Source organism: Staphylococcus sp. ACRSN, assembly GCF_022346615.1.
Classification (GTDB): Bacteria; Bacillota; Bacilli; order Staphylococcales; family Staphylococcaceae; genus Staphylococcus.
The window spans coordinates 98,893-120,407 of record NZ_JAKRNS010000005.1 but is presented as its reverse complement, the minus strand read 5'-3'; the positions used below and the strand labels follow the sequence as shown (position 1 = coordinate 120,407).

Annotated in this window: 16 protein-coding genes; 11 read left to right on the top strand and 5 right to left on the bottom strand. The window is 33.5% G+C overall.

Features of this window, described 5'->3' with window-relative positions; genetic code table 11:
• Positions 1-259: 259 nt before the first annotated feature.
• The 4 genes from MHZ36_RS06495 to MHZ36_RS06480 all read right to left on the bottom strand — a co-directional run bounded on the left by MHZ36_RS06495 (position 260) and on the right by MHZ36_RS06480 (position 8,381).
• Complete coding sequence (locus MHZ36_RS06495) at positions 260-766, bottom strand: YfiT family bacillithiol transferase (RefSeq protein ID WP_239230429.1); 507 nt, start codon at positions 764-766, stop codon at positions 260-262.
• Between the two features lie 185 nt (positions 767-951).
• Positions 952-1,716 (bottom strand): 2,4-dienoyl-CoA reductase, encoded by a 765-nt coding sequence (fadH, locus tag MHZ36_RS06490; protein ID WP_239230427.1) that lies wholly within the window; start codon positions 1,714-1,716, stop codon positions 952-954.
• 426 nt (positions 1,717-2,142) lie between these two features.
• On the bottom strand, positions 2,143-3,771 hold the full coding sequence (locus MHZ36_RS06485; protein WP_239230425.1) for a poly(glycerol-phosphate) alpha-glucosyltransferase: 1,629 nt from the start codon (positions 3,769-3,771) through the stop codon (positions 2,143-2,145).
• Positions 3,772-3,926: 155 nt separating this feature from the next.
• Positions 3,927-8,381 (bottom strand): Ig-like domain-containing protein, encoded by a 4,455-nt coding sequence (locus MHZ36_RS06480; RefSeq protein WP_239230423.1) that lies wholly within the window; start codon positions 8,379-8,381, stop codon positions 3,927-3,929.
• Positions 8,382-8,795: 414 nt separating this feature from the next.
• Here MHZ36_RS06480 and MHZ36_RS06475 point away from each other — a divergent pair, with 414 nt between their 5' ends.
• From MHZ36_RS06475 to MHZ36_RS06445, 7 genes are all read left to right on the top strand, one after another.
• Positions 8,796-10,865 (top strand): BglG family transcription antiterminator, encoded by a 2,070-nt coding sequence (locus tag MHZ36_RS06475; protein WP_481867126.1) that lies wholly within the window; start codon positions 8,796-8,798, stop codon positions 10,863-10,865.
• Between the two features lie 19 nt (positions 10,866-10,884).
• Positions 10,885-11,355, top strand: coding sequence for a PTS sugar transporter subunit IIA (locus MHZ36_RS06470; RefSeq protein ID WP_239230419.1), 471 nt, complete (start codon positions 10,885-10,887; stop codon positions 11,353-11,355).
• A 56-nt stretch (positions 11,356-11,411) separates the two neighbouring features.
• On the top strand, positions 11,412-11,690 hold the full coding sequence (locus tag MHZ36_RS06465; RefSeq protein ID WP_239230417.1) for a PTS sugar transporter subunit IIB: 279 nt from the start codon (positions 11,412-11,414) through the stop codon (positions 11,688-11,690).
• 100 nt (positions 11,691-11,790) lie between these two features.
• Entirely contained in the window at positions 11,791-13,050 is a 1,260-nt protein-coding gene (locus tag MHZ36_RS06460) for a galactitol-specific PTS transporter subunit IIC (protein ID WP_239230415.1), read from the top strand.
• Positions 13,051-13,073: 23 nt separating this feature from the next.
• Complete coding sequence (locus MHZ36_RS06455; protein WP_239230413.1) at positions 13,074-14,111, top strand: zinc-binding dehydrogenase; 1,038 nt, start codon at positions 13,074-13,076, stop codon at positions 14,109-14,111.
• A gap of 101 nt (positions 14,112-14,212) precedes the next feature.
• The gene (locus tag MHZ36_RS06450; protein WP_239230411.1) at positions 14,213-14,362 is read left to right on the top strand and encodes a hypothetical protein; all 150 of its coding nucleotides are present in this window, start codon (positions 14,213-14,215) and stop codon (positions 14,360-14,362) included.
• A 24-nt stretch (positions 14,363-14,386) separates the two neighbouring features.
• Complete coding sequence (locus MHZ36_RS06445) at positions 14,387-15,424, top strand: galactitol-1-phosphate 5-dehydrogenase (protein ID WP_239230409.1); 1,038 nt, start codon at positions 14,387-14,389, stop codon at positions 15,422-15,424.
• 102 nt (positions 15,425-15,526) lie between these two features.
• Here the strand turns inward: MHZ36_RS06445 and MHZ36_RS14420 are convergent, their stop codons facing one another.
• Positions 15,527-15,715 carry a hypothetical protein gene (locus MHZ36_RS14420; protein ID WP_481867125.1) on the bottom strand — a complete coding sequence of 63 codons (189 nt, stop codon included), beginning with the start codon at positions 15,713-15,715 and terminating at the stop codon, positions 15,527-15,529.
• A gap of 232 nt (positions 15,716-15,947) precedes the next feature.
• Between MHZ36_RS14420 and MHZ36_RS06435 the strand changes: the two genes are divergently transcribed.
• The 4 genes from MHZ36_RS06435 to MHZ36_RS06420 all read left to right on the top strand — a co-directional run bounded on the left by MHZ36_RS06435 (position 15,948) and on the right by MHZ36_RS06420 (position 21,508).
• Positions 15,948-17,000, top strand: a complete 1,053-nt coding sequence (locus tag MHZ36_RS06435; RefSeq protein WP_239230407.1) for an efflux RND transporter periplasmic adaptor subunit — start codon at positions 15,948-15,950, stop codon at positions 16,998-17,000.
• Positions 17,001-17,368: 368 nt separating this feature from the next.
• On the top strand, positions 17,369-18,613 hold the full coding sequence (locus MHZ36_RS06430) for an aminoacyltransferase (RefSeq protein ID WP_239230405.1): 1,245 nt from the start codon (positions 17,369-17,371) through the stop codon (positions 18,611-18,613).
• 497 nt (positions 18,614-19,110) lie between these two features.
• Complete coding sequence (locus tag MHZ36_RS06425) at positions 19,111-19,632, top strand: transcription repressor NadR (protein WP_239230404.1); 522 nt, start codon at positions 19,111-19,113, stop codon at positions 19,630-19,632.
• Positions 19,633-20,062: 430 nt separating this feature from the next.
• Positions 20,063-21,508, top strand: coding sequence for a sugar porter family MFS transporter (locus MHZ36_RS06420; RefSeq protein WP_275432152.1), 1,446 nt, complete (start codon positions 20,063-20,065; stop codon positions 21,506-21,508).
• The last annotated feature ends 7 nt before the right edge of the window (positions 21,509-21,515 follow it).

Below are 21,515 nucleotides of genomic sequence, written 5' to 3'. Positions count from 1 at the left end.
ACATCCTAATTACATAAAATTTCAATCTGTATTTACTTATTATGGTTAAAAAGTCTTTCATGCCAGTACTAAAGGATCAATTTCTAGTAAAATACTCTGTAATGTTAGTGTAATATGTAAACAAAAATGCCTTCTTTTACCTTTTAAAAAATCTTATATTGGAATGTAGAAAGTTATATTTATATATCCTTCTATTTTTAATAAATATAACTTCAAAAAAAATACCACCTTCAGTAGAAGACGGTATTCAAGTTTCTTTCTATGATAAAGCAATTTTAATATGAGCTAAATGATGAGATTCATGCCATGATAATTTTGCTATTGTTTCACCAACAGATATATTTCCCTCACCTATTAACGAAAATGTTCTATTTAGTTGTTCTTCATCTAATGTCTTGCCAACTGCTACAATCCTTTGATTTAGACCTTCTAATAACTGCAAAGATATTTGAACCGGCAATTCATTATCTTTAGTTTGTATCCATTCATCTTGATTAAATGGTACTATTTTAGGATTATCATCTGTTAATGCCAGCTTTAATCTTTGATACATATTTAATTGTGAATCAGCTATATGATGTACTAGTTCTCTTACATTCCAACTTCCTTCACGATACTTTTTCTGTAAAGCATCTTCATCTAAATCTATTACAGTTGCTCGTAAATCTTCTATATATTGTTCTATTTCATTTAACCATTCATCTATATGGCGTAATGTAATTTTATCTGGTAATTCTAATGCTCCTATTGGAAATCTAACTTCCATTATAAACACCCCTCACACTTATTCGCTGTTATTATTGTCTTCCCTACATACATAAATTATATACATTTAATGATATTGATTACAATTTTAATAAAAAACTGGACCATAATGGCCCAGTTTAAATACTTCAATATTACTATTTATCAAAATCAAATATTATATAGATTCGTCATTTACTATTTGATTTAAAATGGATTTTTATTTAACCATTGACCTCCATCCATTGTTATACATTCACCATTAATATAATTAGCATGTTCTGAAAATAAAAAGTTTGCTAAATTGGCTATTTCTTCAACTTGTCCCATTCTACCAATCGGTACGCTCTCTAATGTTTGTTGTCTCGCTTCTTCTGAAATTGTCAGTCTTTCTGAACCACCTGTATTTTCAATAGGGCCCGGTGCAATTGCATTTACACAAATACCATATTTTGACCCCCATTCAACAGCCAACGTTCTTGTCATTGCTAACACACCCGCTTTTGCGCTAGCTGAATGAACAACTCCTGGCCCAGCACCCCAAGCATATGTAGCAACCATATTTAATATTTTTCCAGGATAATTACTTTCTATCCATACCTTACCCACCGCTTGTGTACAATACCATGTCCCATTTAATACAATATCCACTACAGAGTTCCAAGCATTTTTAGATAAATCTTCTGCTGGACAAATAAAATTTCCTGCTGCATTATTTACTAATCCATCTATTTGTCCAAACTGTCTCAATGTTTCATCTACTGTATATTGCACACGCTCAGGATCTCTAACATCCATATCAATACATAGTATTTGACCATCAAATTTTTCTATTTCTGCCTTTGTATGCTCAAGTCGTTCTAAGGAACGTCCTGTAATCACTACTTTTGAACCTTCTTCAGCAAATTTTTTCGCCATTGCCTTTCCCATTCCACTACTACCGCCTGTTACAATCATTACCTTATCTTCCACTTGTCATTCCCCCTTTAATAATTCACACCTCTAAAGAAAACGCTTACAAAATATTATTCATTTTTATAACTTTCTATTTCACCTACCCTTTTTTAAAATAATAAATCTTTAATTACTCATCATTAAAAAGCACACATGATAAATTATGTGTGCTTTTTATATTTATTCCTATATAATTGTATAGTCTAATCTCAATACTGAGGACATTCATTTAATCAATAATATTATTTTAGAGGACTATTCTATAAGGTTACTAAAATGATTTCCCAATATTATTAACCATATTCAAATCTTTCATTTAGAAATAGTTAATCTTCAATTTCTTTGTCTATCGCACTTTTTTCATTATTTGATTGTTTTAGTTCATCTGTATGTTTATTATTTTCAGTCATACTATCATCCTCAAAATCGACTTATTATTTAATTTTAATTAGACGGTTTAAATGCCTTTTGATATTGTACATAACCAGATACATAGTGCTCTATATCATCAATACGTACACGATATCCATGGTGTTTGATAAAGAAACTGTTTAATATTCTAGCAGGATTTTTGAAGTACATGGCAATTTCTGGATAGAAGAAACCAGTTCTTTCATAATCAGCTCGAATATGAATTGTTTTCATAAATTTTTCTTCATCTAGTAATTCTTCTACAATATGATTATACCCAGTATCTTTTGCCTTTTTAACTAAATGGTATGTTGCCATAAGCATTTCTAAGAATGTAGGGTATGTTGTCTCACGCTGTTGCATATAATCTAAATAACCACTAACGTTTTGAATACCAAAACGATAATACTTTTCTTCAGGTTCAATTTGAACTAATTCATTTGTACAATATCCTAACCAATGGTCATGATATTTCCAGTAATCATTTGTGATAAAGTGTTCAAATAATAATTTTACTGTTTTTAACCATTGTGGATTTTGGTCAATTTGATACAAACGTAATAATGCCAATGCTGCTTCTCCGTCATAGTATACAATTCGGTTTGCTTCTTTAACTGTTAAATCAGGATAGTTTAATACGTGCACAGTTTCACCAGTATTTTGATCAATCATATTAAATATACCTTTTGCGACACTTTGTGCAGCACTTAGATATGATTTATTTCCCGGGTTAACTTTTAGGTATTCACATATAGCAAAGATAAAGGCTGCATTTTGGCCTAATTTTATCTCATTCATATCATTTGTATCATCAAAAATATAACCTGCATTATCTTTCTTATATAAATAATGATTCATTAAATACTCTATTGCCTTTTCCGCTGTTTTAACATTTTTATTTAAATAATTTAAACCTTCAATTAATGCATAAGTAGATGAAGAGTGACGTAAGTTATTATAGAAATTTATATTTTTATCAAAATGAGGGAAGTAACCATAGATAAACTTACCATTTTCTTGCATCATGCCATTTAAAAAATCTACACTGTGATTAATCAATCTATCAATTTCTGTATGTAGATTATCAACTTTTCTTAGGTCTCTAGTTAGTCCTCTATCACCCAGTTCAAAAACATCATTTTCATCTAAAATAAATCCTTGAGTATAAAATTTTGTTATCTCTTTACCTTGATAAAAATCTATTGTGAATGATTTCTTTTGATTTGTATATTTTCTTAAATAATTGTTGATATTATCTTCAGACAGAATAAACTCACCTTTAGTTTGTTTCGATGGTCGAACAAATGCATTTACATTTATTTCTTCTGGTAAAAATGCCAAATTCCAAAATTTATCGAGTGCAATACCATAGTCAATATAATTTCTACGTCGCTCAATGAGATGATGAACAACCTGATCAAATAATATATTTTCAGTTTCAGTTACTAAATCTACTTTGATCCATTTTGCTTGCTCCCCAGATTTTTTATAAAATTTTTGACATTGCTTTAAGATATCTCGCTCTAAATATCTTGGATTTTTAAGCAACTTTACATTCGCTTTAATGTTTGGCTTTCCTAAACTTAAAAAAGCATATTGAAATGAAATTCGGGACTTCTCAATGTTACTTACAAGTTTTTTTACCCTACTTTCAATATTCATTTATTAACCTCCCACAATTAAATGTATAACTCATTAATGAATTAATATTTTAAATTTCAAACAATTTATTATGTATATAATATAACACAAATTTATTTGCTTATTTCAAAAAATAAGCCGGACCTTAAGGCCCAGCCTAATATTAATAATAATTATTATTTGTCTTCATTCTTTTTATTACGTCTTCTGAACAATAATAATGAACCAAGTGCTGCAAATAATGAACCAAAAATAGTACCGTTTTGGTTAGTCGTTTCACCTGTATCAGGTAAAGATTGGCTATCTTGTTTTCCATTATCTTTATGATTATTATTTTGACTATTGTCATTAGAAGTAGTATCGCCATTTGAGTTATTATTAGAATTCATGTCTGTATTTGAACCATTATTTGCATCTACATCGCTACCTGTATTTGCATTTGATCCGTTGCTTGCGTCACTGTCTGCGTCGGAATCAGAGTCCGCATCTGAGTCACTATCTGCGTCTGAATCACTGTCCGCATCTGAATCACTGTCTGCGTCTGAGTCACTGTCTGCGTCTGAGTCACTGTCCGCATCTGAATCAGAGTCCGCGTCTGAATCACTGTCTGCATCGGAATCACTGTCTGCATCGGAATCACTGTCTGCATCGGAATCAGAGTCCGCGTCTGAATCACTGTCTGCATCGGAATCACTGTCTGCATCGGAATCACTGTCTGCATCGGAATCAGAGTCCGCGTCTGAGTCGCTGTCTGCATCTGAATCAGAGTCCGCGTCTGAGTCACTGTCTGCATCTGAATCAGAGTCCGCGTCTGAGTCGCTGTCTGCATCTGCGTCACTATCATCAACGACTACTGCTGTTCCTTCGTCTGATACATTTCCTGCTTTATCTGTTTCAACTGCTGTTAGTTCGTCACCATTATTTAATTCTGTACCTTCTGGTACTTCGACGCTCCAACTTCCATCTTCACCTACTGTACCTGTTCCTGTTGTTCCATCTGGGAATGTTACTGTGATTGTATTTCCTGGTTCACTTCCTGTTCCAGTTACTGTATCTGCTCCTGATTCTGGTACGTTCACTGTTGGCGCATCTGGTGCTGTTGTATCTACAACTGTTGCTGTTCCTTCGTCTGATACATTACCTGCTTCGTCTGTTTCAACTGCTGTGACTTCATCACCATTATTTAATTCTGTACCTTCTGGTACTTCGACGCTCCAGCTTCCATCTTCACCTACTGTACCTGTTCCTGTTGTTCCATCTGGGAATGTTACTGTGATTGTATTTCCTGGTTCATTTCCTGTTCCAGTTACTGTATCTGCTCCTGCTTCTGGTACGTTCACTGTTGGCGCATCTGGTGCTGTTGTATCAGCTCCCACTGTTACTGATACTTTGATATGATCTGTAGTTCCATCTGGATATGTCACTGTTACATCTACTTCTGTTGTGCCTGGTGTTATGCCATTTGGTAATTGTGTTGGATCATCCACTGTGATTGTTGGTTGTTCTTCATCCGCTGGGTATCCAGGAACTGTTACTGATCCTGTCACATCTTCTGATGTTGTTGCCTCACCGTATGGTTTTTCTACACCTGGTGATGTTGGTTCATAAGCATCATTATCTGCTTGTTCACCCACTGTTACCGGCACTTTGATATGATCTGTAGTTCCATCTGGATATGTCACTGTTACATCTACTTCTGTTGTGCCTGATGTTGTTCCATCTGGTATTTGTGTTGGATTATCTACTGTTACAGTTGGTTGGTCACCATCTGTTGGGTAGCCCGGTACTGTCACTGACCCTGTCACATCTTCTGATGTTGTTGCCTCACCGTATGGTTTTTCTACACCTGGTGATGTTGGTTCATAAGCATCATTATCTGCTTGTTCACCTACTGTTACTGGTACTTGAATATGGTCTGTTGAACCATCTGGATATGTTACCGTTACATCTACTTGTGATGTTCCTGGTGTTGTTCCATCCGGTAATTGTGTTGGATCATCCACTGTGATTGTTGGTTGTTGTCCATCTGTTGAGTATCCAGGAACTGTGACTGCACCTGTTACATCATCTGTTGTCGTTGCTTCACCATATGGTTTGTTTACGCCTGTTGTTGTTGGATCGTAATTACGTGTTTCTAATACTTTTACTACGAAAGAATCTGCCGCAACATCGTTACCACCTGAAACAATAACAGCAGTATAGATATCACCTTCTTGTGCAGTGTCAGGTACTACAAATGTAGCTTGTTGTTCACCATCTTCTAATGATGTAATGTCACCAGTTTTTTGTACCACATTACCATCTTTATCTCTCCACTCAATATGTGTTGGTAATGGAGATAATTTTGTACCTGTTAAATCGATGTGCACTTCATCACCAGCAATTGCAGGCTTATCAGTATTATTAAAATCTAAAATCTCAATACCCAAATCAGTTGTAGGAACTAATGCAAAATTCACGTTATACCACATTGGATTTTGAACTAAGTTTTGAGCAGGAGCTGTTTGTGGTGTCCATGATAAATTGCTATTTGGTTTTCTAAATTCAGGGTTTGTGTATGATGAATAAGAGCTGACTACTTCTCCTTCAGGATTCATTACATACCCATAAATATAATCATCGTCTAGTGTACCTGATGGGAATCGTAAAGTGTATCTACCATCTTCATCTGTTTCACCATAAACTGTAGCAGAAATGTATTCAGGATGATCTGTTAATAAAATTTTTGCAGCATCTGCTCTTTCAGATTCAGGTAAACTTTCAACTTGATCTTTATAAGCTTGAGCGCCTTCTTTAGTTAACGAAGACATTACAACTGTATATCCTGCAGCTTCTGGGTCATCGATATTATTATTTGGTCCTGTACCAGAGTTAGCTCTGTCACCAGCACCTGTTTCAAACCAAACTTGACCTGAGATACTGTTTTTCGCACTTAATGATACTGATGGTGATTTAAGAGGACTTTCTGTATCATGTATCCACTCTGAACGGTCAGTAGTCATGTATCCACCTTCAGGTTCGATTCCCATATAAATACCTGTACGTTGCATATTCGTACCAATTAATGGAAATTGACCTAGGTTAGAACTTGTTACAGAGTTAACATAAGAACCAGGGAAGAAGCCACCAGCTTGGCGAATCATAGTTGCAGTATTACCATTTGCTGTTTTGAAATCTTCAATCCATAAACGGTAATATTGTCCATCATTAGCAGTATATAAGTGATGTGTGCCATAAGCATCTGTCCATCCATCTCTTAAATCAAATGCATATGCGCCTGGTCCTACTTGAGAACCATCTAAATTACTTAATTGGTTAGTCGTTTTAGCTACATAAGTTGGCGATACTGCGCCATCTTTATCAATCCATTGTAAGTATACATTCGTTCCTTCTGGCACAGCAGTTAATCCGTTTGACATTGTAGATGGAGTACCTTTATCAATAATCCAAGCACGACCTGATAAAGTATTTTTAGCATTAGTTGCATCAGTTGCTGAGTTAATATAACCGTTAGCAATTGCATCTGCTTCTATAATTTGTGAGTTATTTGTTGCTGCTAATGTTGTTAGTTTATCATTTTCCGCTAATGTAATTGCTTCCTCATTTTCTGGAACAACTCTTGCTGCCGTAGCTAATGTTGTGTTGGCATCTTGCACATTGGCTAATTGATTAATTAGAGCAAATTGTAATTCTTGAGAAGTTAAATTTTTTGAATCCAAATTCAAGTCATTCACTGCTTGTTTTGCCTCATCTTGAGTTACCCTAGCAGTTTGAGCATAATATTCAACAGCTGATTTTTCATCTGTCACTTTTGTGATATCAGCATTATTTGTAGTCACTTTTGGTGCTTCTTCTGAAGTTATTTCTTCTTTTGTGCTGTCTTCAGCTTTTGGTGCTTCTTCTGAAGTTATTTCTTCTTTTGTGCTGTCTTCAGCTTTTGGTGCTTCTTCTGAAGTTACTTCTTCTTTTGTGCTATCTTCAGTTTTTGGTGCTTCTTCTGAAGTTACTTCTTCTTTTGTGCTATCTTCAGTTTTTGGTGCTTCTTCTGAAGTTACTTCTTCTTTTGTGTTGTCTTCAGCTTTTGGTGCTTCTTCTGAAGTTACTTCTTCTTTTGTGTTGTCTTCAGCTTTTGGTGCTTCTTCTGAAGTTACTTCTTCTTTTGTGCTGTCTTCAGCTTTTGGTGCTTCTTCTGAAGTTATTTCTTCTTTTGTGCTATCTTCAGCTTTTGGTGCTTCTTCTGAAGTTACTTCTTCTTTTGTGCTATCTTCAGCTTTTGGTGCTTCTTCTGAAGTTACTTCTTCTTTTGTGCTATCTTCAGCTTTTGGTACTTCCTCTGAAGTTACTTCTTCTTTTGTACTGTCTTCAGTACTTGCCGCTTCCTCTGAAGTTTCTTGCTCGTTAGTTTCTACCCCTGTGTCTGTTGCATCAGTTGAAGATACACCTTCATCTTCCGTAGTACTCGTAGTACCTTCTTCTGTCTTATTATCTTCAGCTGCTTTCACTTCATTATGTGCTGTACCAAAGATTAAAGTTGCACCAACTAATATTGATGCTGTCCCCACTGTAAACTTACGTATTGAATACTTATTATTGATGTTTGGTAAAAAATCATATCTTTTAGACTTTCTCACTTATCAAATATCCTCCCTAATTACATATTTTGAAAAGAATAATTACCCTTTGTGAATACGATATCATTTAATTATGAGTTGCGCAATCTAAATTTTGATTAATAGAAAATATTTGTAATAGAAAATATGATTTATTTACTTTAAATTTACATTCATATTATTAAACATTGTAATTGCATGCAATTACATAGTGCTATTTCATGGTTATATTTATTAATTTTAGCTATAAATTCTATTTATAAAATTTTCCATCAAAATCTTATAATAATACTATCCATCTCTCAAACACCTACATATCAATCTTCTCACTATATCATCACAACAATGTACACAATCGCAATAAGTTTTTGTGCCTAACACTTGTACAACTCTTGGATGACCTATGCTAAATTTAAACCAATCCCAAAGTAGGAGGTGTTGAAGATACAATCCGAAAATTTAAGCCTTATAACTGAGATGGTTAATAATCCGAATGTTAAAGGCAAAGAGTTAGAGAAAAAATTTAAAATTTCTCGTCGACAACTTGGTTATCGCATACAAAAAATAAACGATTGGTTAATTGAACAAGATTTCCCAGAGATTGAACGTACTAGCCAAGGTTTTTTTATCGTGGATGAAACAGTGAAACATTGGATTAATGTGCCAACAACTATTAATTCTTCTAATGAAGATTGTTTTTACACATCAGAACAAAGGGCTTATCTCATTTTATTAATCTTATTTCGAGAAGATGACCTAATATCTTTAAATCATTTTGCTATCGATTTACAAGTTAGTAAAAACACCGTATTAAATGACTTAAAGCGGACTAAATCACTATTGTCTTCCTATAATATTGAACTGAAATATACGAGACAAGATGGATACTATTTAAAAGGTAGTGAATTTAAGCTAAGAAATTTATTAACTGCACTCATAGACAAAGTTTTTCTTTTAAATATTTCAAAAGGTATGATTTTAAAATGTTTAAATATAACTGAAGCTGAATTAGAAATTATTGATAGACAAATCAGTAAAATTGAACAATATCTAGAAAGTAAATTTATCGATCAGAGTACGGAAACTTTGCGATACAAACTCTTTCTAATTATAAAACGAATTCAACATCAGAAAGTTGTATCTCCATTTTCTATCGAATATGAAGCCTTGTCAGATACTGAAGAGTATCAAGCTACTGAATTACTCATTTCAGAGCAACAAGCTATACCTAGACAAGAAAAACTTTTTATCACTTTACAATTATTATCTACAAGTGTTCAGTGGTCAGATGTAAGTGATGCTGCATACTTACCTGATTTGAAAAGTGCTTTGGAAGAAATGGTAGAACATTTTGAGAAACTAACATGTATTACTTTTGAAGATAAAGTGTCTCTGATTAATCGGTTAATGCTGCATATGAAGCCAGCATTTTACAGAATAAAATATGAACTTTCAGATATCGAAAGTTTACAGAATAATCTGAAAGAGGATTATAAAGAACTTTTCCATCTTGTAAAAATCTCATCCAAACCCATGGAAAAATTTTTACAACATCCTATTCCAGATAATGAAATTGCATATTTGACCATATTAATTGGTGGCACGTTAAGGAACCAAGATGAAGATATAGACAGTAAGGTTAAAGCTGTCGTCGTCTGCACACAAGGCACTTCTATCTCTCAGCTCATGTTACAAGAGTTACGAAATGTGTTTCCTGAATTTATATTTTTAGACGCGTTATCACTACGAGAATTTAATCATTATGCTTTAGATTTTGACATTGTTTTTTCTCCTATGCATATCACCACTGATAAGAAATTGCATATTACTAAAGCAATTTTAACAACGCGAGAAAAGCAAGAGTTGCGGCAACATGTACTAGGTCAATTAAACAATTCTTTTGAAACAGATGTGCAAATTGAAAGACTATTAGCTACTATACGTGAACACACCGAGATTCATGATGAAGCTGCGCTTGTCCATGATATGAAAGCTCAATTTAATGAAATGAACACGTATGCTTCCATCAATGCCTCATCTGTTGCAATCAATAATCTTTTAAACCTAGAGGATTTAATAACATACAAGCATATCCAATTTATTCAACAAGTAGATAATGTTAATGAAGCAATTAGAATAACTGCATTTCCATTAGTTGAGCAAGGTTATATCGATCAAAGTTATATTGATCAAATGATATACAGTTTTGATGATACTTATATGGTAATTAATCAAAACATTGCTATACCTCATGCAGAAAATAAAAATAATGTGCATCGAACTTCAATGAGTATGTTGATATTAGAGGAACCTATCACTTTAAGTACCGAATATAAAGTCAGTGTTTTTGTTGTTATTGCAGCAACAGATAAATTCAAACATTTACGCCCATTATTGCAATTACGCGATTTAGCACAAAATAAAGAAGGTATTCAACACATCTTAGAAGCAAACACTAAAAAAACAGTGTCTGACATTATTCACAGTTTTTCAAATATAGATTGATAGAGAGGTGATGACAATAATGCATGATATAAAGATTGATGCAGCTAATATCATTATTGATTTAGAAGCAAATCAAAGCGAAGAAGCATTAAAAAAGTTATCTAATTTAATGTATAACAACGGTGACGTTAAGTCATCTTATACAGATGCAGTAATAGAAAGAGAACGCACTTTTGCAACTGGTTTACCTACCGCACCTTATGCTGTAGCTATACCACATACAGATATACAACATGTTAATGATAAATCAATTGGTATTGCAGTTCTTAAAAATACCGTACCCTTTGTCATTATGGGAGAACTTGAAGAAACAACAGATGTAAAGTTGATTTTCATGCTAGCCATGGATAAAGAAGCAGCACAATTATCACTGTTACAAAAGTTAATGGGCATTTTTCAAAATGAACAAACACTGACCACACTTGTCAATGCAAAGCACAAACAAGAAATTGTCACATTAATTAAATCTGAATTAAATGAAGAAGCATAGTTAATATTAAAAATTTATAAATAGCGTAAAAGTACGCAAATTAGGAGGAATTTATTATGAAACAAGTATTAGTAGCATGTGGAGCAGGTATCGCAACATCAACAGTAGTCAATAACGCAATCGAAGAAATGGCAAAGGAACACAATATAAAAGTAGATTTAAAGCAAATTAAAATCTCTGAAGTCGGCGCGTATGTAGATACGGCAGATTTGCTCGTAACAACAGCTATGACGCAAAAAGAATACGATTTCCCAGTAATTAATGCACGTAATTTCCTAACTGGTATTGGTGTTGAAGATACTAAAAAAGAAATTTTAGATGCATTACAAAGCTAGTTTGACTATTACAATTTAAATATTCCGTGAAGGTAAGATTACATTAGCCACTTTACATTTTATCTTCACGTCATTTCAAACCAAAGAGGATGGTGTAAAGATGAGTGGATTTGTGGATTTTATTAAAGCATTTCTCGATTTAGGCGCAACAGTAATCTTGCCAATTGTCATATTTTTACTTGGTTTATTTTTCAGACAAAAAATTGGAGCCGCATTTCGATCTGGTCTGACAATCGGTGTAGCATTTGTAGGTATATTCTTAGTCATTGATTTACTGGTTAAGAATTTAGGGCCTGCAGCACAAGCTATGGTCAAGAACTTAGGGGTAAGTCTTCATGTTATAGATGTCGGTTGGCCAGCAACATCATCTATCGCATGGGCTTCAGTAATCGCAGCATTTATTATTCCACTCGGTATTATTATTAACATCGTAATGTTAGTTACTAAAACCACTAAGACAATGAACGTAGACATTTGGAATTTTTGGCATTATACATTCTGTGGTGCCATGGTTTATGCCGTATCAGATAGTATTTGGCAAGCGCTTGTTGCAGCTGCGATATTCCAAATTGTCTGTTTAAAAGTAGCAGACTGGACAGCACCAATGATGAGTGAATTTTATGACTTGCCAGGTGTTTCAATTGCTACTGGTAGTACAATTTCCTATGTTCCAGGTATATTTTTAGTCAAAGGTATTCAAAAAATTCCTGGCTTAAATAAGTTACATGCTGATCCTGAAACAATTCAAAAAAGATTCGGCGCATTTGGAGAATCTATTTTCGTAGGTTTAGTACTTGGACTACTTATTGGCCTCTTAGCTGGTTATGATGCAGGTAAAGTGATTAATTTAGGTATGTCTATGGCAGCAGTTATGGTCTTAATGCCTAGAATGGTTAAGATTCTTATGGAAGGATTGATGCCAGTATCAGAATCTGCAAGAAATTGGTTAAACAAACGCTTTGGTGATCGTGAGATACACATTGGTCTAGATGCAGCAGTTGCACTAGGTCATCCAGCAGTTATTGCTACGGCATTAATTCTAGTCCCAGTTACTGTATTACTGGCAGTGATTTTACCAGGAAATAAAGTCTTACCATTTGGTGACTTAGCAACGATTCCATTTATTGTAGCGTTTATCGTCGGAGCAGCAAAAGGTAATATCATCCACTCTGTCATTGTAGGTGCAATCATGATTGCTATTTCCCTTTATATCGCAACTGATATTGCTCCAATTTTTACAAGTATGGCAGATGGCACAAATGTAAAAATGCCTTCAGGTTCTTCACAGATTTCTAGTTTAGACCAAGGTGGCAACATTTTAAACTATATAATATTCAAATTCTTTAGCATTTTTAATTAAACAAACTTGGAGTTGATTGAACTATGAAAGCACTCGTTAAAACTAAACCTGGATTTGGTAACTTAGAGCTATTAGACCAACCTAACCCTTCCCCCAAAGCAGATGAAGTAAAGATAAAAGTGCATTATGCAGGTATCTGTGGTACAGATGTACACACTTATGAAGGTCACTATAAAGTGAATTTCCCAGTTACATTAGGGCATGAATTTGCCGGCGAAATCATTGAAGTTGGTGAAAATGTTGAAAATTTAAAAGTTGGTGATCGTGTTACATCAGAAACAACATTTTATATTTGTGGAGAATGTGAATACTGTCAGACTAAAGATTACAATTTATGCAACCACAGAAAGGGTTTAGGAACGCAGCAAAATGGTGGATTTACACAATATCTTGTGGCAAGAGCAGAAAGCGTTCATATATTACCTAATAATGTAAGTTACCGTTCTGCAGCAATGACTGAACCATTAGCATGTGCGTATCATGCCGTTTCAAAAATCGAGGTATCACAAGGAGATATCGCTGTAATTATGGGCCCAGGACCTATTGGCCTCTTAGTAGCACAAGTAGTTAAAAGTAAGGGTGCAACCGTTGTTATCACTGGTTTAGATAATGACAAAGAGCGGTTAGAAAAAGCACAAGAACTTAATCTTGATCATGTCGTTAACATACAACATAATGATTTAAAGCAATACGTTAATGACATCACAGATGGATACGGTGCAAACATCGTTTTAGAATGTTCTGGTGCAGTTCCAGCAGCAAGACAAGGTTTAGATATTTTACGTAAAAAAGGATCTTATGTTCAAATCGGTATATTTAAAGATCCTGAAATACCTTTTGATTTAGATAAAATTATACAAAAGGAAATACGTGTTGTCGGTAGCAGAAGCCAAAAACCAGCGGATTGGGAACCTTCATTACAATTGTTAAGCTCTGGTGCAGTTAATGCGGAAACACTTGTAACGACCGAACTGGATATTACTCAATGGGACGAAGGCTACCAGCATATTAAAGGTGGCGACGGTATTAAAGTATTACTTCGCCCTGTAGACGAATGCTAGAACCTAAAAGTCTTGAAAATATTTAGCTAGATTAGTAAGAAAACTTTTAGCAAGTTAACATACTAAAATACAGTCTATCAATTTTAAAGGAGCTGGGAAATATGACTGAAACATTATTAGATTTCATGCTTGGACCTATGCGTGGCATTACAGACTTTTATATGGATCACTTATTAGTTAGTAATGGCATTGTACTATCAATGTACTTCATAGCTAAATTATTTAAAAGAAACAAAGCAACTACCGAATAATTATATGAAATGGAGATGTGGCAATTGAAATCACTTAATTTATATGACATCGAAGACTTACGTTATGAAGAAATTGATAAACCAGTGATTACATCACCAACAGACGTTATCATTAGAGTTAAAGCTACGGGTATTTGTGGTTCAGATACTTCCCGTTATAAAAAATTGGGCCCTTATCAAGAAGGGATGACTTTTGGCCACGAATTCTCGGGCATCGTAGCAGATGTAGGTTCTCAAGTTACTTCTGTGTCAGTTGGAGATCGCGTTACCGGCTGCCCTGCTATCGTATGTCACAAATGCACACATTGCGAACAAGGAAATTATTCAAGATGTGAGTCTCTTTATGTTATAGGCTCATTAGAACCTGGTTGTTTTGCTGAATATGTTAAATTACCTGAAAGTAATGTCTTAAGGTTACCTGACACAGTTGATTTTAATACCGCTGCGATGGTAGAACCTTCTGCAGTTGTTGCCCATGGATTTTATAAAACGAGCATGGAACCAGGTGCAACAGTAGCAGTTATGGGTTGTGGAAGTATAGGATTATTAGCTATCCAATGGGCTCGTATCTTTGGTGCTAGTCATGTAGTGGCAATAGATATAGATGACCACAAATTGGACATTGCACGTACATTAGGTGCAGACTATTGTATTAATAGCACTCGTGAAAATTTGGGGAAAATCATAGATACACTTCCATATCATATAGATGTTGCAGTAGAATCTGCTGGTGCTTTGTCTACAATTGGTCCTGTATTAACACTGCCCAAAAAAGGTGGAGAAGTACTACTCCTAGGAATTCCTTATGCTGATATTCAAATGGCACGCATACAATTCGAAAAAATATTGCGCAATGAATTAAATGTTATAGGTTCATGGAACGGCTTGTCTGCACCATTTCCAGGTAAAGAGTGGTCATCGACATTACACTACATGTCTACAGGAGAACTCGACATAAAGCCTATCATTTCCGATGTCTTATCTTTAAAAAATGGACCAGAAACATTTGATGCTTTAGTGAATAAAAAACGCCATTTTGATAAAGTTATCTTCACGCCTTAAGACTGACTCTAGACTACCCAACCCTAGTATGGTTGTTATTACATTATATTTTTAAAACCACCTCTCTGTCATATAATAATGAACAAAGAAGTGGTTTTAAATTTATTTTTCTAATTTAAGTATGCCGTCTTGCATATTATATACTTTATCGCAATATGCTTTTAATCGCTCATCATGTGTCACAACAATACAAACTTTATTTAATGCTTGTGTTGTAGTTGTAATATATTCATCGACTAAAATAGTGCTATTCGCTTTATCAAAAGCCTTCGATTCAAAATATTTCTTCATACAGTTTTGTATGTTTGATTTAACACTATCCCTTCTTATATTAACTGTTAAAACGTTAATGTCCCAAGAATTAATATTACCTATAATAATAAAATTAAAAATATTTTCACATAATTATTGTATATAACAAGCTTATCCAAGCGTATTTTTTCTAAAATAAGGTCTAAAACCAGTTGCAAACAACGTTTCGCCTTACGTTCTATGGGTACTGACAAGTTGGCAGGTGTTATAAATGAAAAACAAAAAATTATGGCTCTCTATTATAGTACTTATTGTCTTAATTATATTAATTACCTATTTTATCCTAAGACAAATGAACGTAATAGATAACAACAAGCACGATTCGTATCAGACTTATACAATAAAAAAAGCAGATGCCTTAAATTTGAAGGGAAAATCATCTCCTCAAACGATTAAAGTGTATCAAGAGAACCGTGAAATTGGATCATACATACGTCCCCAAATACAGAATAACCAAGTAGTCAAAAAAGGGACGCCGCTCGTTTACTATGATACAAATAGCAGTATCAGACCTAAGTTGCAAAGTGATGTTAAGAAGTTTCAATCTTATGTTGAAAAAGATTACACAGCATTAAATAAACGACCTAATGACAAAAGTAATCAACAACGCTTAACAAAAGACCAACAGCAATTAGCTCAAGCCCAACATGCATTAAACTTACACGACAATCAATCGAGCAAAGATATTTATGCAGCTTTCGATGGTACAGTAAATTATATAAATAAAGATGTAGATAAAAATGGCAACATTCTTCAACTTATTTCGAATAAACCAGAGATTAAAACTACTGTATCCGAATATGACATCGATAAGCTTAAAGAAGGCGATAAAGTTGATGTAGATGCAAATAAAGGTGGTATAAAATCTCAAGGTAAGATTATACAAATCGCTGACTTGTCTACAGAATCTCAAAAAAATGTAGACCATGCTAGCAAAAACAAATCTACACCAATCAATAATTCCAAAAAAGCTTCTCAATACGAGGTCACAATTGGTAATCTTTCTTCTCCTATTAAAGATGGCTTTACCGTTAACATGAAGGTACACGCAAATACAGCTCAATTACCAGAAAGTGCTTTAACCAAAGATAATTGTGTGTTTGTAGTTGACCAACAAAATAAGGTACATAAACGTCCAATTATTACTGGGCATTCACAAGGTAATATCATTGTTAAGCAAGGTGTAAAATTAGGAGAAAAAATAATCAAAAAACCAAATGATGATTTACAAGAAGGGCAAAAAATAGAACCATCTAATTCTTAATTATTAGTACTATTGTATAAGTCTAATACACAATACGCATTGTTGAAATTATAACTGGTTAGTATATTCCTTTTACTAATATCAGATTAATACAACTTTGCGTATTTTATTTTGCATAAAAAACGATTACAATTCATTTTATTACTACTCCTACGCTTTAAATTATTTTGTATCCTATATAATGACAATCACCTTATCTTATTGAAAATTAGCAGATGTTTTTCGTGAAACAATTTTCAATAATCAAAGTATTGCAGATTACACAATTCAAAAGTGTGTAATATTACTTCATGCGTTTAAATTGAATGCAATAAAAATGTGTAATAGGATATAATACATACTTTAAAAATGAATAGGAGTAATTTTTCATGAATTTTACCAAACTAAGTGAGGAAGAGTATGATAATTTCATAAATGATCATTTCGTACACTACACTCAATCAGTCGAACAATATCAATATAGACACCAGAAGAAAAATGATGTTCATTTGGTAGGAGTAAAAGACAACAACACGGTTTTAGCTGCTTGTTTACTAACTGAGGCTAAAGCACTTAAATTTTTCAAATATTTTTATTCTCATAAAGGTCCAGTCCTTGATTACAATAATCAAGAAATTGTTGAGTGCTTTTTCAAAGGATTAACTAAATATTTGAAACAGCAAAATACATTATTTGTAATGGTCGATCCTTATATTTTAGAGAGTAAACGCAATGCTGAAGGTGAAATCCTTCAATCTTTCGACAATAAGCATTTGATACAACAACTCGATAAATTAGGTTATAAACATCAAGGCTATTCTGTCGGATATTCTGACAAAAGCCAAATACGTTGGATGTCCGTCTTAGACCTTGAAGATAAAACAGCTGAACAGTTATTAAAATCTATGGACTATCAAACACGACGAAATATCAAAAAAACATTTGAAATGGGAGTAGACGTCCGCACGCTCGATTACTCAGAAACTGACACATTTTATGAGCTATTTAAAATGGCTGAGGAAAAGCATGGTTTTAAATTTAAGCAAGATCCTAACACTTACTTCCAAGAAACTCAAAAGATGTATCCCAAAAGTGCAATGTTAAAAATGGCATACATTGATCTTGATAAATACGCAGAGAAATTAGCGAATAAAAATTCAGAACTTTCACTACAAGTAACTGAATTAGAAAATAAATTAATAGACTCACCAAATTCCAAAAAAAATAAAACAAAATTAGCACAGTTAAAACAGCAAAAAGATAGTAATTTGAAAAAACTAGATGAAACCAAAGCCTTGATACAAAGTGAAGGTAACGTACTCAATTTAGCTGCCGCATTATATATTTGTACTAAAGATGAAGTTTATTATTTATCAAGTGGATCCAATCCTAAATATAATCAATTTATGGGAGCATATCGACTACAATGGGAAATGATTGAATATGCTAAGAAACACAATATCCCACGCTATAATTTCTATGGTATTACAGGAGACTTCAATGAAAATGCAGAAGACTTTGGTGTACAACAGTTTAAAAAAGGGTTTGACGCACACGTTGAAGAGTTTATCGGGGATTTTGTAAAACCGATTCGCCCTTTCTACTATAAAGTCTATCAATTGTTAAATAAATAAATATGTATGCTTAATTGCATAAAAATAAAAGCAAGCATTACCTCATATATTAGGAAATGCTTGCTTTTTCTATTGTAAATGCTTCATTATGAGATAAATTTCATTTTCAATAAATAGAGGACTTTATGTTTGAGTATATACTTAATAAATACAGAGCATCTAATTTTACATATGTAAACCTTGCGAAAACCTTGCTGTTACAACTACTACATAAATATAATATAATTTTAGTACTTTTTATTTCAAGCGAATAATCGCTCAATACCATCCTACTTTACACATGTAACATAAGCTAAATCATTTGTTTATCTATAAATTCTGCATTACGCTTTAACTTAATCTATAAATCGGCACTTATATGATTGTTAACAACCTCTTTACAGGTTAAAATAACTTTATTAGTAAAATCCATAAATAAGCATAGCTGCACTCACTTTTACAATATGCTCATAGCTATTATAAATAATTAGTACGTTTTAAATTAAGGAGGGATTAATATGGATACCCCAGATTATCGCAGGTCACAAATTTTGCAATTGCTTAAATCTTCAAAACAACCTATCAGTGGAAAACATCTAAGTGAAAGGTTTGAGGTCTCAAGACAAATTATTGTCAAAGACATCTCTACATTAAAATCACATAATCATACCATTCATTCTACAAGTAGAGGCTATGTCATAGATTACGAGCCACAAGGAAAGCATTTCAAACGCACCATCACTTGCCAACATACACAAGAACAAATGGCAGAAGAATTACATATTATTCTTGATAACGGCGCTATGGTCGATGATGTTTCTATAGAACATCCTTTATACGGTGAAATAAGAAAAGATTTAATGATTGAAAGTCATGAAGATTTACATCAATTCTTACAACAGATGGAGAAATATCAAGGGAAGATGTTGGCAAATCTTACAAATGGATTACACATACATACAATTTCTGCACATACGGAAAAAATATTAGATAATGCTGTAAGAGATTTAAATGAACACCATTATATCGTTAAGGACTAAACATGTTAATACAATATACTTAATCCTTATCCTTTACCAATAATAATTTTTATTTACAAACTACTTAAATATCATCCATATACTAGACAAATAATATACAGACTGAGACACATTATTAATGTCCAGTCTTTTTTTTGGTTAATATAATTTTTAAGAATGCTAACTATTAAGTACATCTGTATTTTTACACAACCAAAACATTACCAAAAACTACCCATTTCTATAAATATCCTCATTTCTAACGAAGTAATATTACTCTTTTTTTAATGCTAGACATCCTCTATTCAACAACATTTGAAGCTTATTAATTATTTAAAAACTACTTTTTTAACAAGAAAACGTTTGACTAGGAAAGCGTTTACAATTATAGTTGTTTTTAATATCAACTGTTGATTATTTTTTAGTTATTTATTGGTTTTTCTTATAAAGGATGGAGGTTTTAATTATAAAACACTCAGATATTGATAGAAAAAACAGAAAGATGCTCAAAATTACAGTAATATCCACTTTGGGAGGTTTGCTTTTCGGTTTTGATACGGGTGTTATAAATGGTGCTTTGCCTTACATGTCCCTCTCAAGCCAATTAAGTTTAACACCTGCCACTGAAGGTTTAGTATCAAGTTCCTTAATTTTCGGTGCTGCTTTTGGTGCAATTTCAGGAGGTAAACTAGCTGATTCATTTGGTAGAAAGAAAATGATTATGTATTTAGCGATTATTTTCTTCTTTGCTACGCTCGGATGTGGATTATCACCTAATGTTATTTCCATGGTTACATTTCGAATCATTTTAGGGATAGCAGTTGGTGGTGCTTCTGTCATTGTTCCTACCTTTTTATCAGAAATGGCATCTAAAGAACAACGTGGAAGAATGGTAACTCAAAACGAACTCATGATCGTTATTGGACAATTGTCAGCCTACGTAGTCAATGCAGTCTTAGGTAATCTAGTAGATAATCCTGGCATTTGGCGTGTCATGCTACTCGTTGCAACCTTGCCAGCAATTTTTCTATGGTTCGGTATGTTAACAGTACCTGAAAGTCCAAGATGGTTTGCAAGTAAGCATAAATATTGGCCAGCATATAACATCTTACGTTCTTTAAGAGATGAAAAGACCGCTGAGTCAGAAGTACGTGAAATCAAAACCCATATCGAAAACGAACAGCGTTTGAAAGCCAATTCAAACATCTCCTTTAAACAAGCATGGGTACGACGAATTCTTTACATCGGTATTGGTATCGGGATCGTTCAACAAGTGACTGGAGTAAATTCAATCATGTACTACGGAACAGAAATTTTACGAAATGCCGGACTAGCAACAAAAGCTGCACTTATCGGGAATATTGCAAATGGAATCGTATCAGTATTAGCCGTTTTCGTTGGCATTTGGCTACTTGGTAAATTCGGAAGAAAGCCAATGTTACTAGTTGGGCAAGCCGGGGTAATAGTGACGTTAGTCTTACTAGGTATTTTTCCATTAATTCTACAAAATAGTCCGGCTTTCCCATTTATTGTACTTTCATTAACAGTTACATTTTTAGCATTTATGCAAGGTGCTATTGCACCAGTAACTTGGTTGATGTTATCAGAAATATTCCCATTAAAAGTGCGAGGGTTTGGCATGGGGGCAAGTGTCTTTTTCTTATGGATGGCAAATTTCACTGTTAGTCTTGTATTTCCAATCTTACTTGGACATCTAGGTCTATCAAATACATTTATTATCTTCGCCTTATTGAATATAATTTCTATTATTTTTGTAAAAAAATTCTTACCAGAAACCAAAGGGAAATCTCTAGAAGAAATCGAAGATCACTTCAAATCACAAATTAATAAGCAACCTCCTCGCAACAAAAATGTAGCAAAAGAATACAAATTATAATTGGAGG

Coding starts and splice junctions, on each gene's coding strand:
- MHZ36_RS06495 (WP_239230429.1), bottom strand. CDS start 766: ATGGAAGTTAGATTTCCAATAGGAGCATTAGAATTACCAGATAAAATT.
- MHZ36_RS06485 (WP_239230425.1), bottom strand. CDS start 3,771: ATGAATATTGAAAGTAGGGTAAAAAAACTTGTAAGTAACATTGAGAAG.
- MHZ36_RS06470 (WP_239230419.1), top strand. CDS start 10,885: ATGCATGATATAAAGATTGATGCAGCTAATATCATTATTGATTTAGAA.
- MHZ36_RS06465 (WP_239230417.1), top strand. CDS start 11,412: ATGAAACAAGTATTAGTAGCATGTGGAGCAGGTATCGCAACATCAACA.
- MHZ36_RS06460 (WP_239230415.1), top strand. CDS start 11,791: ATGAGTGGATTTGTGGATTTTATTAAAGCATTTCTCGATTTAGGCGCA.
- MHZ36_RS06455 (WP_239230413.1), top strand. CDS start 13,074: ATGAAAGCACTCGTTAAAACTAAACCTGGATTTGGTAACTTAGAGCTA.
- MHZ36_RS06450 (WP_239230411.1), top strand. CDS start 14,213: ATGACTGAAACATTATTAGATTTCATGCTTGGACCTATGCGTGGCATT.
- MHZ36_RS14420 (WP_481867125.1), bottom strand. CDS start 15,715: ATGAAGAAATATTTTGAATCGAAGGCTTTTGATAAAGCGAATAGCACT.
- MHZ36_RS06435 (WP_239230407.1), top strand. CDS start 15,948: ATGAAAAACAAAAAATTATGGCTCTCTATTATAGTACTTATTGTCTTA.
- MHZ36_RS06430 (WP_239230405.1), top strand. CDS start 17,369: ATGAATTTTACCAAACTAAGTGAGGAAGAGTATGATAATTTCATAAAT.
- MHZ36_RS06425 (WP_239230404.1), top strand. CDS start 19,111: ATGGATACCCCAGATTATCGCAGGTCACAAATTTTGCAATTGCTTAAA.
- MHZ36_RS06420 (WP_275432152.1), top strand. CDS start 20,063: ATGGAGGTTTTAATTATAAAACACTCAGATATTGATAGAAAAAACAGA.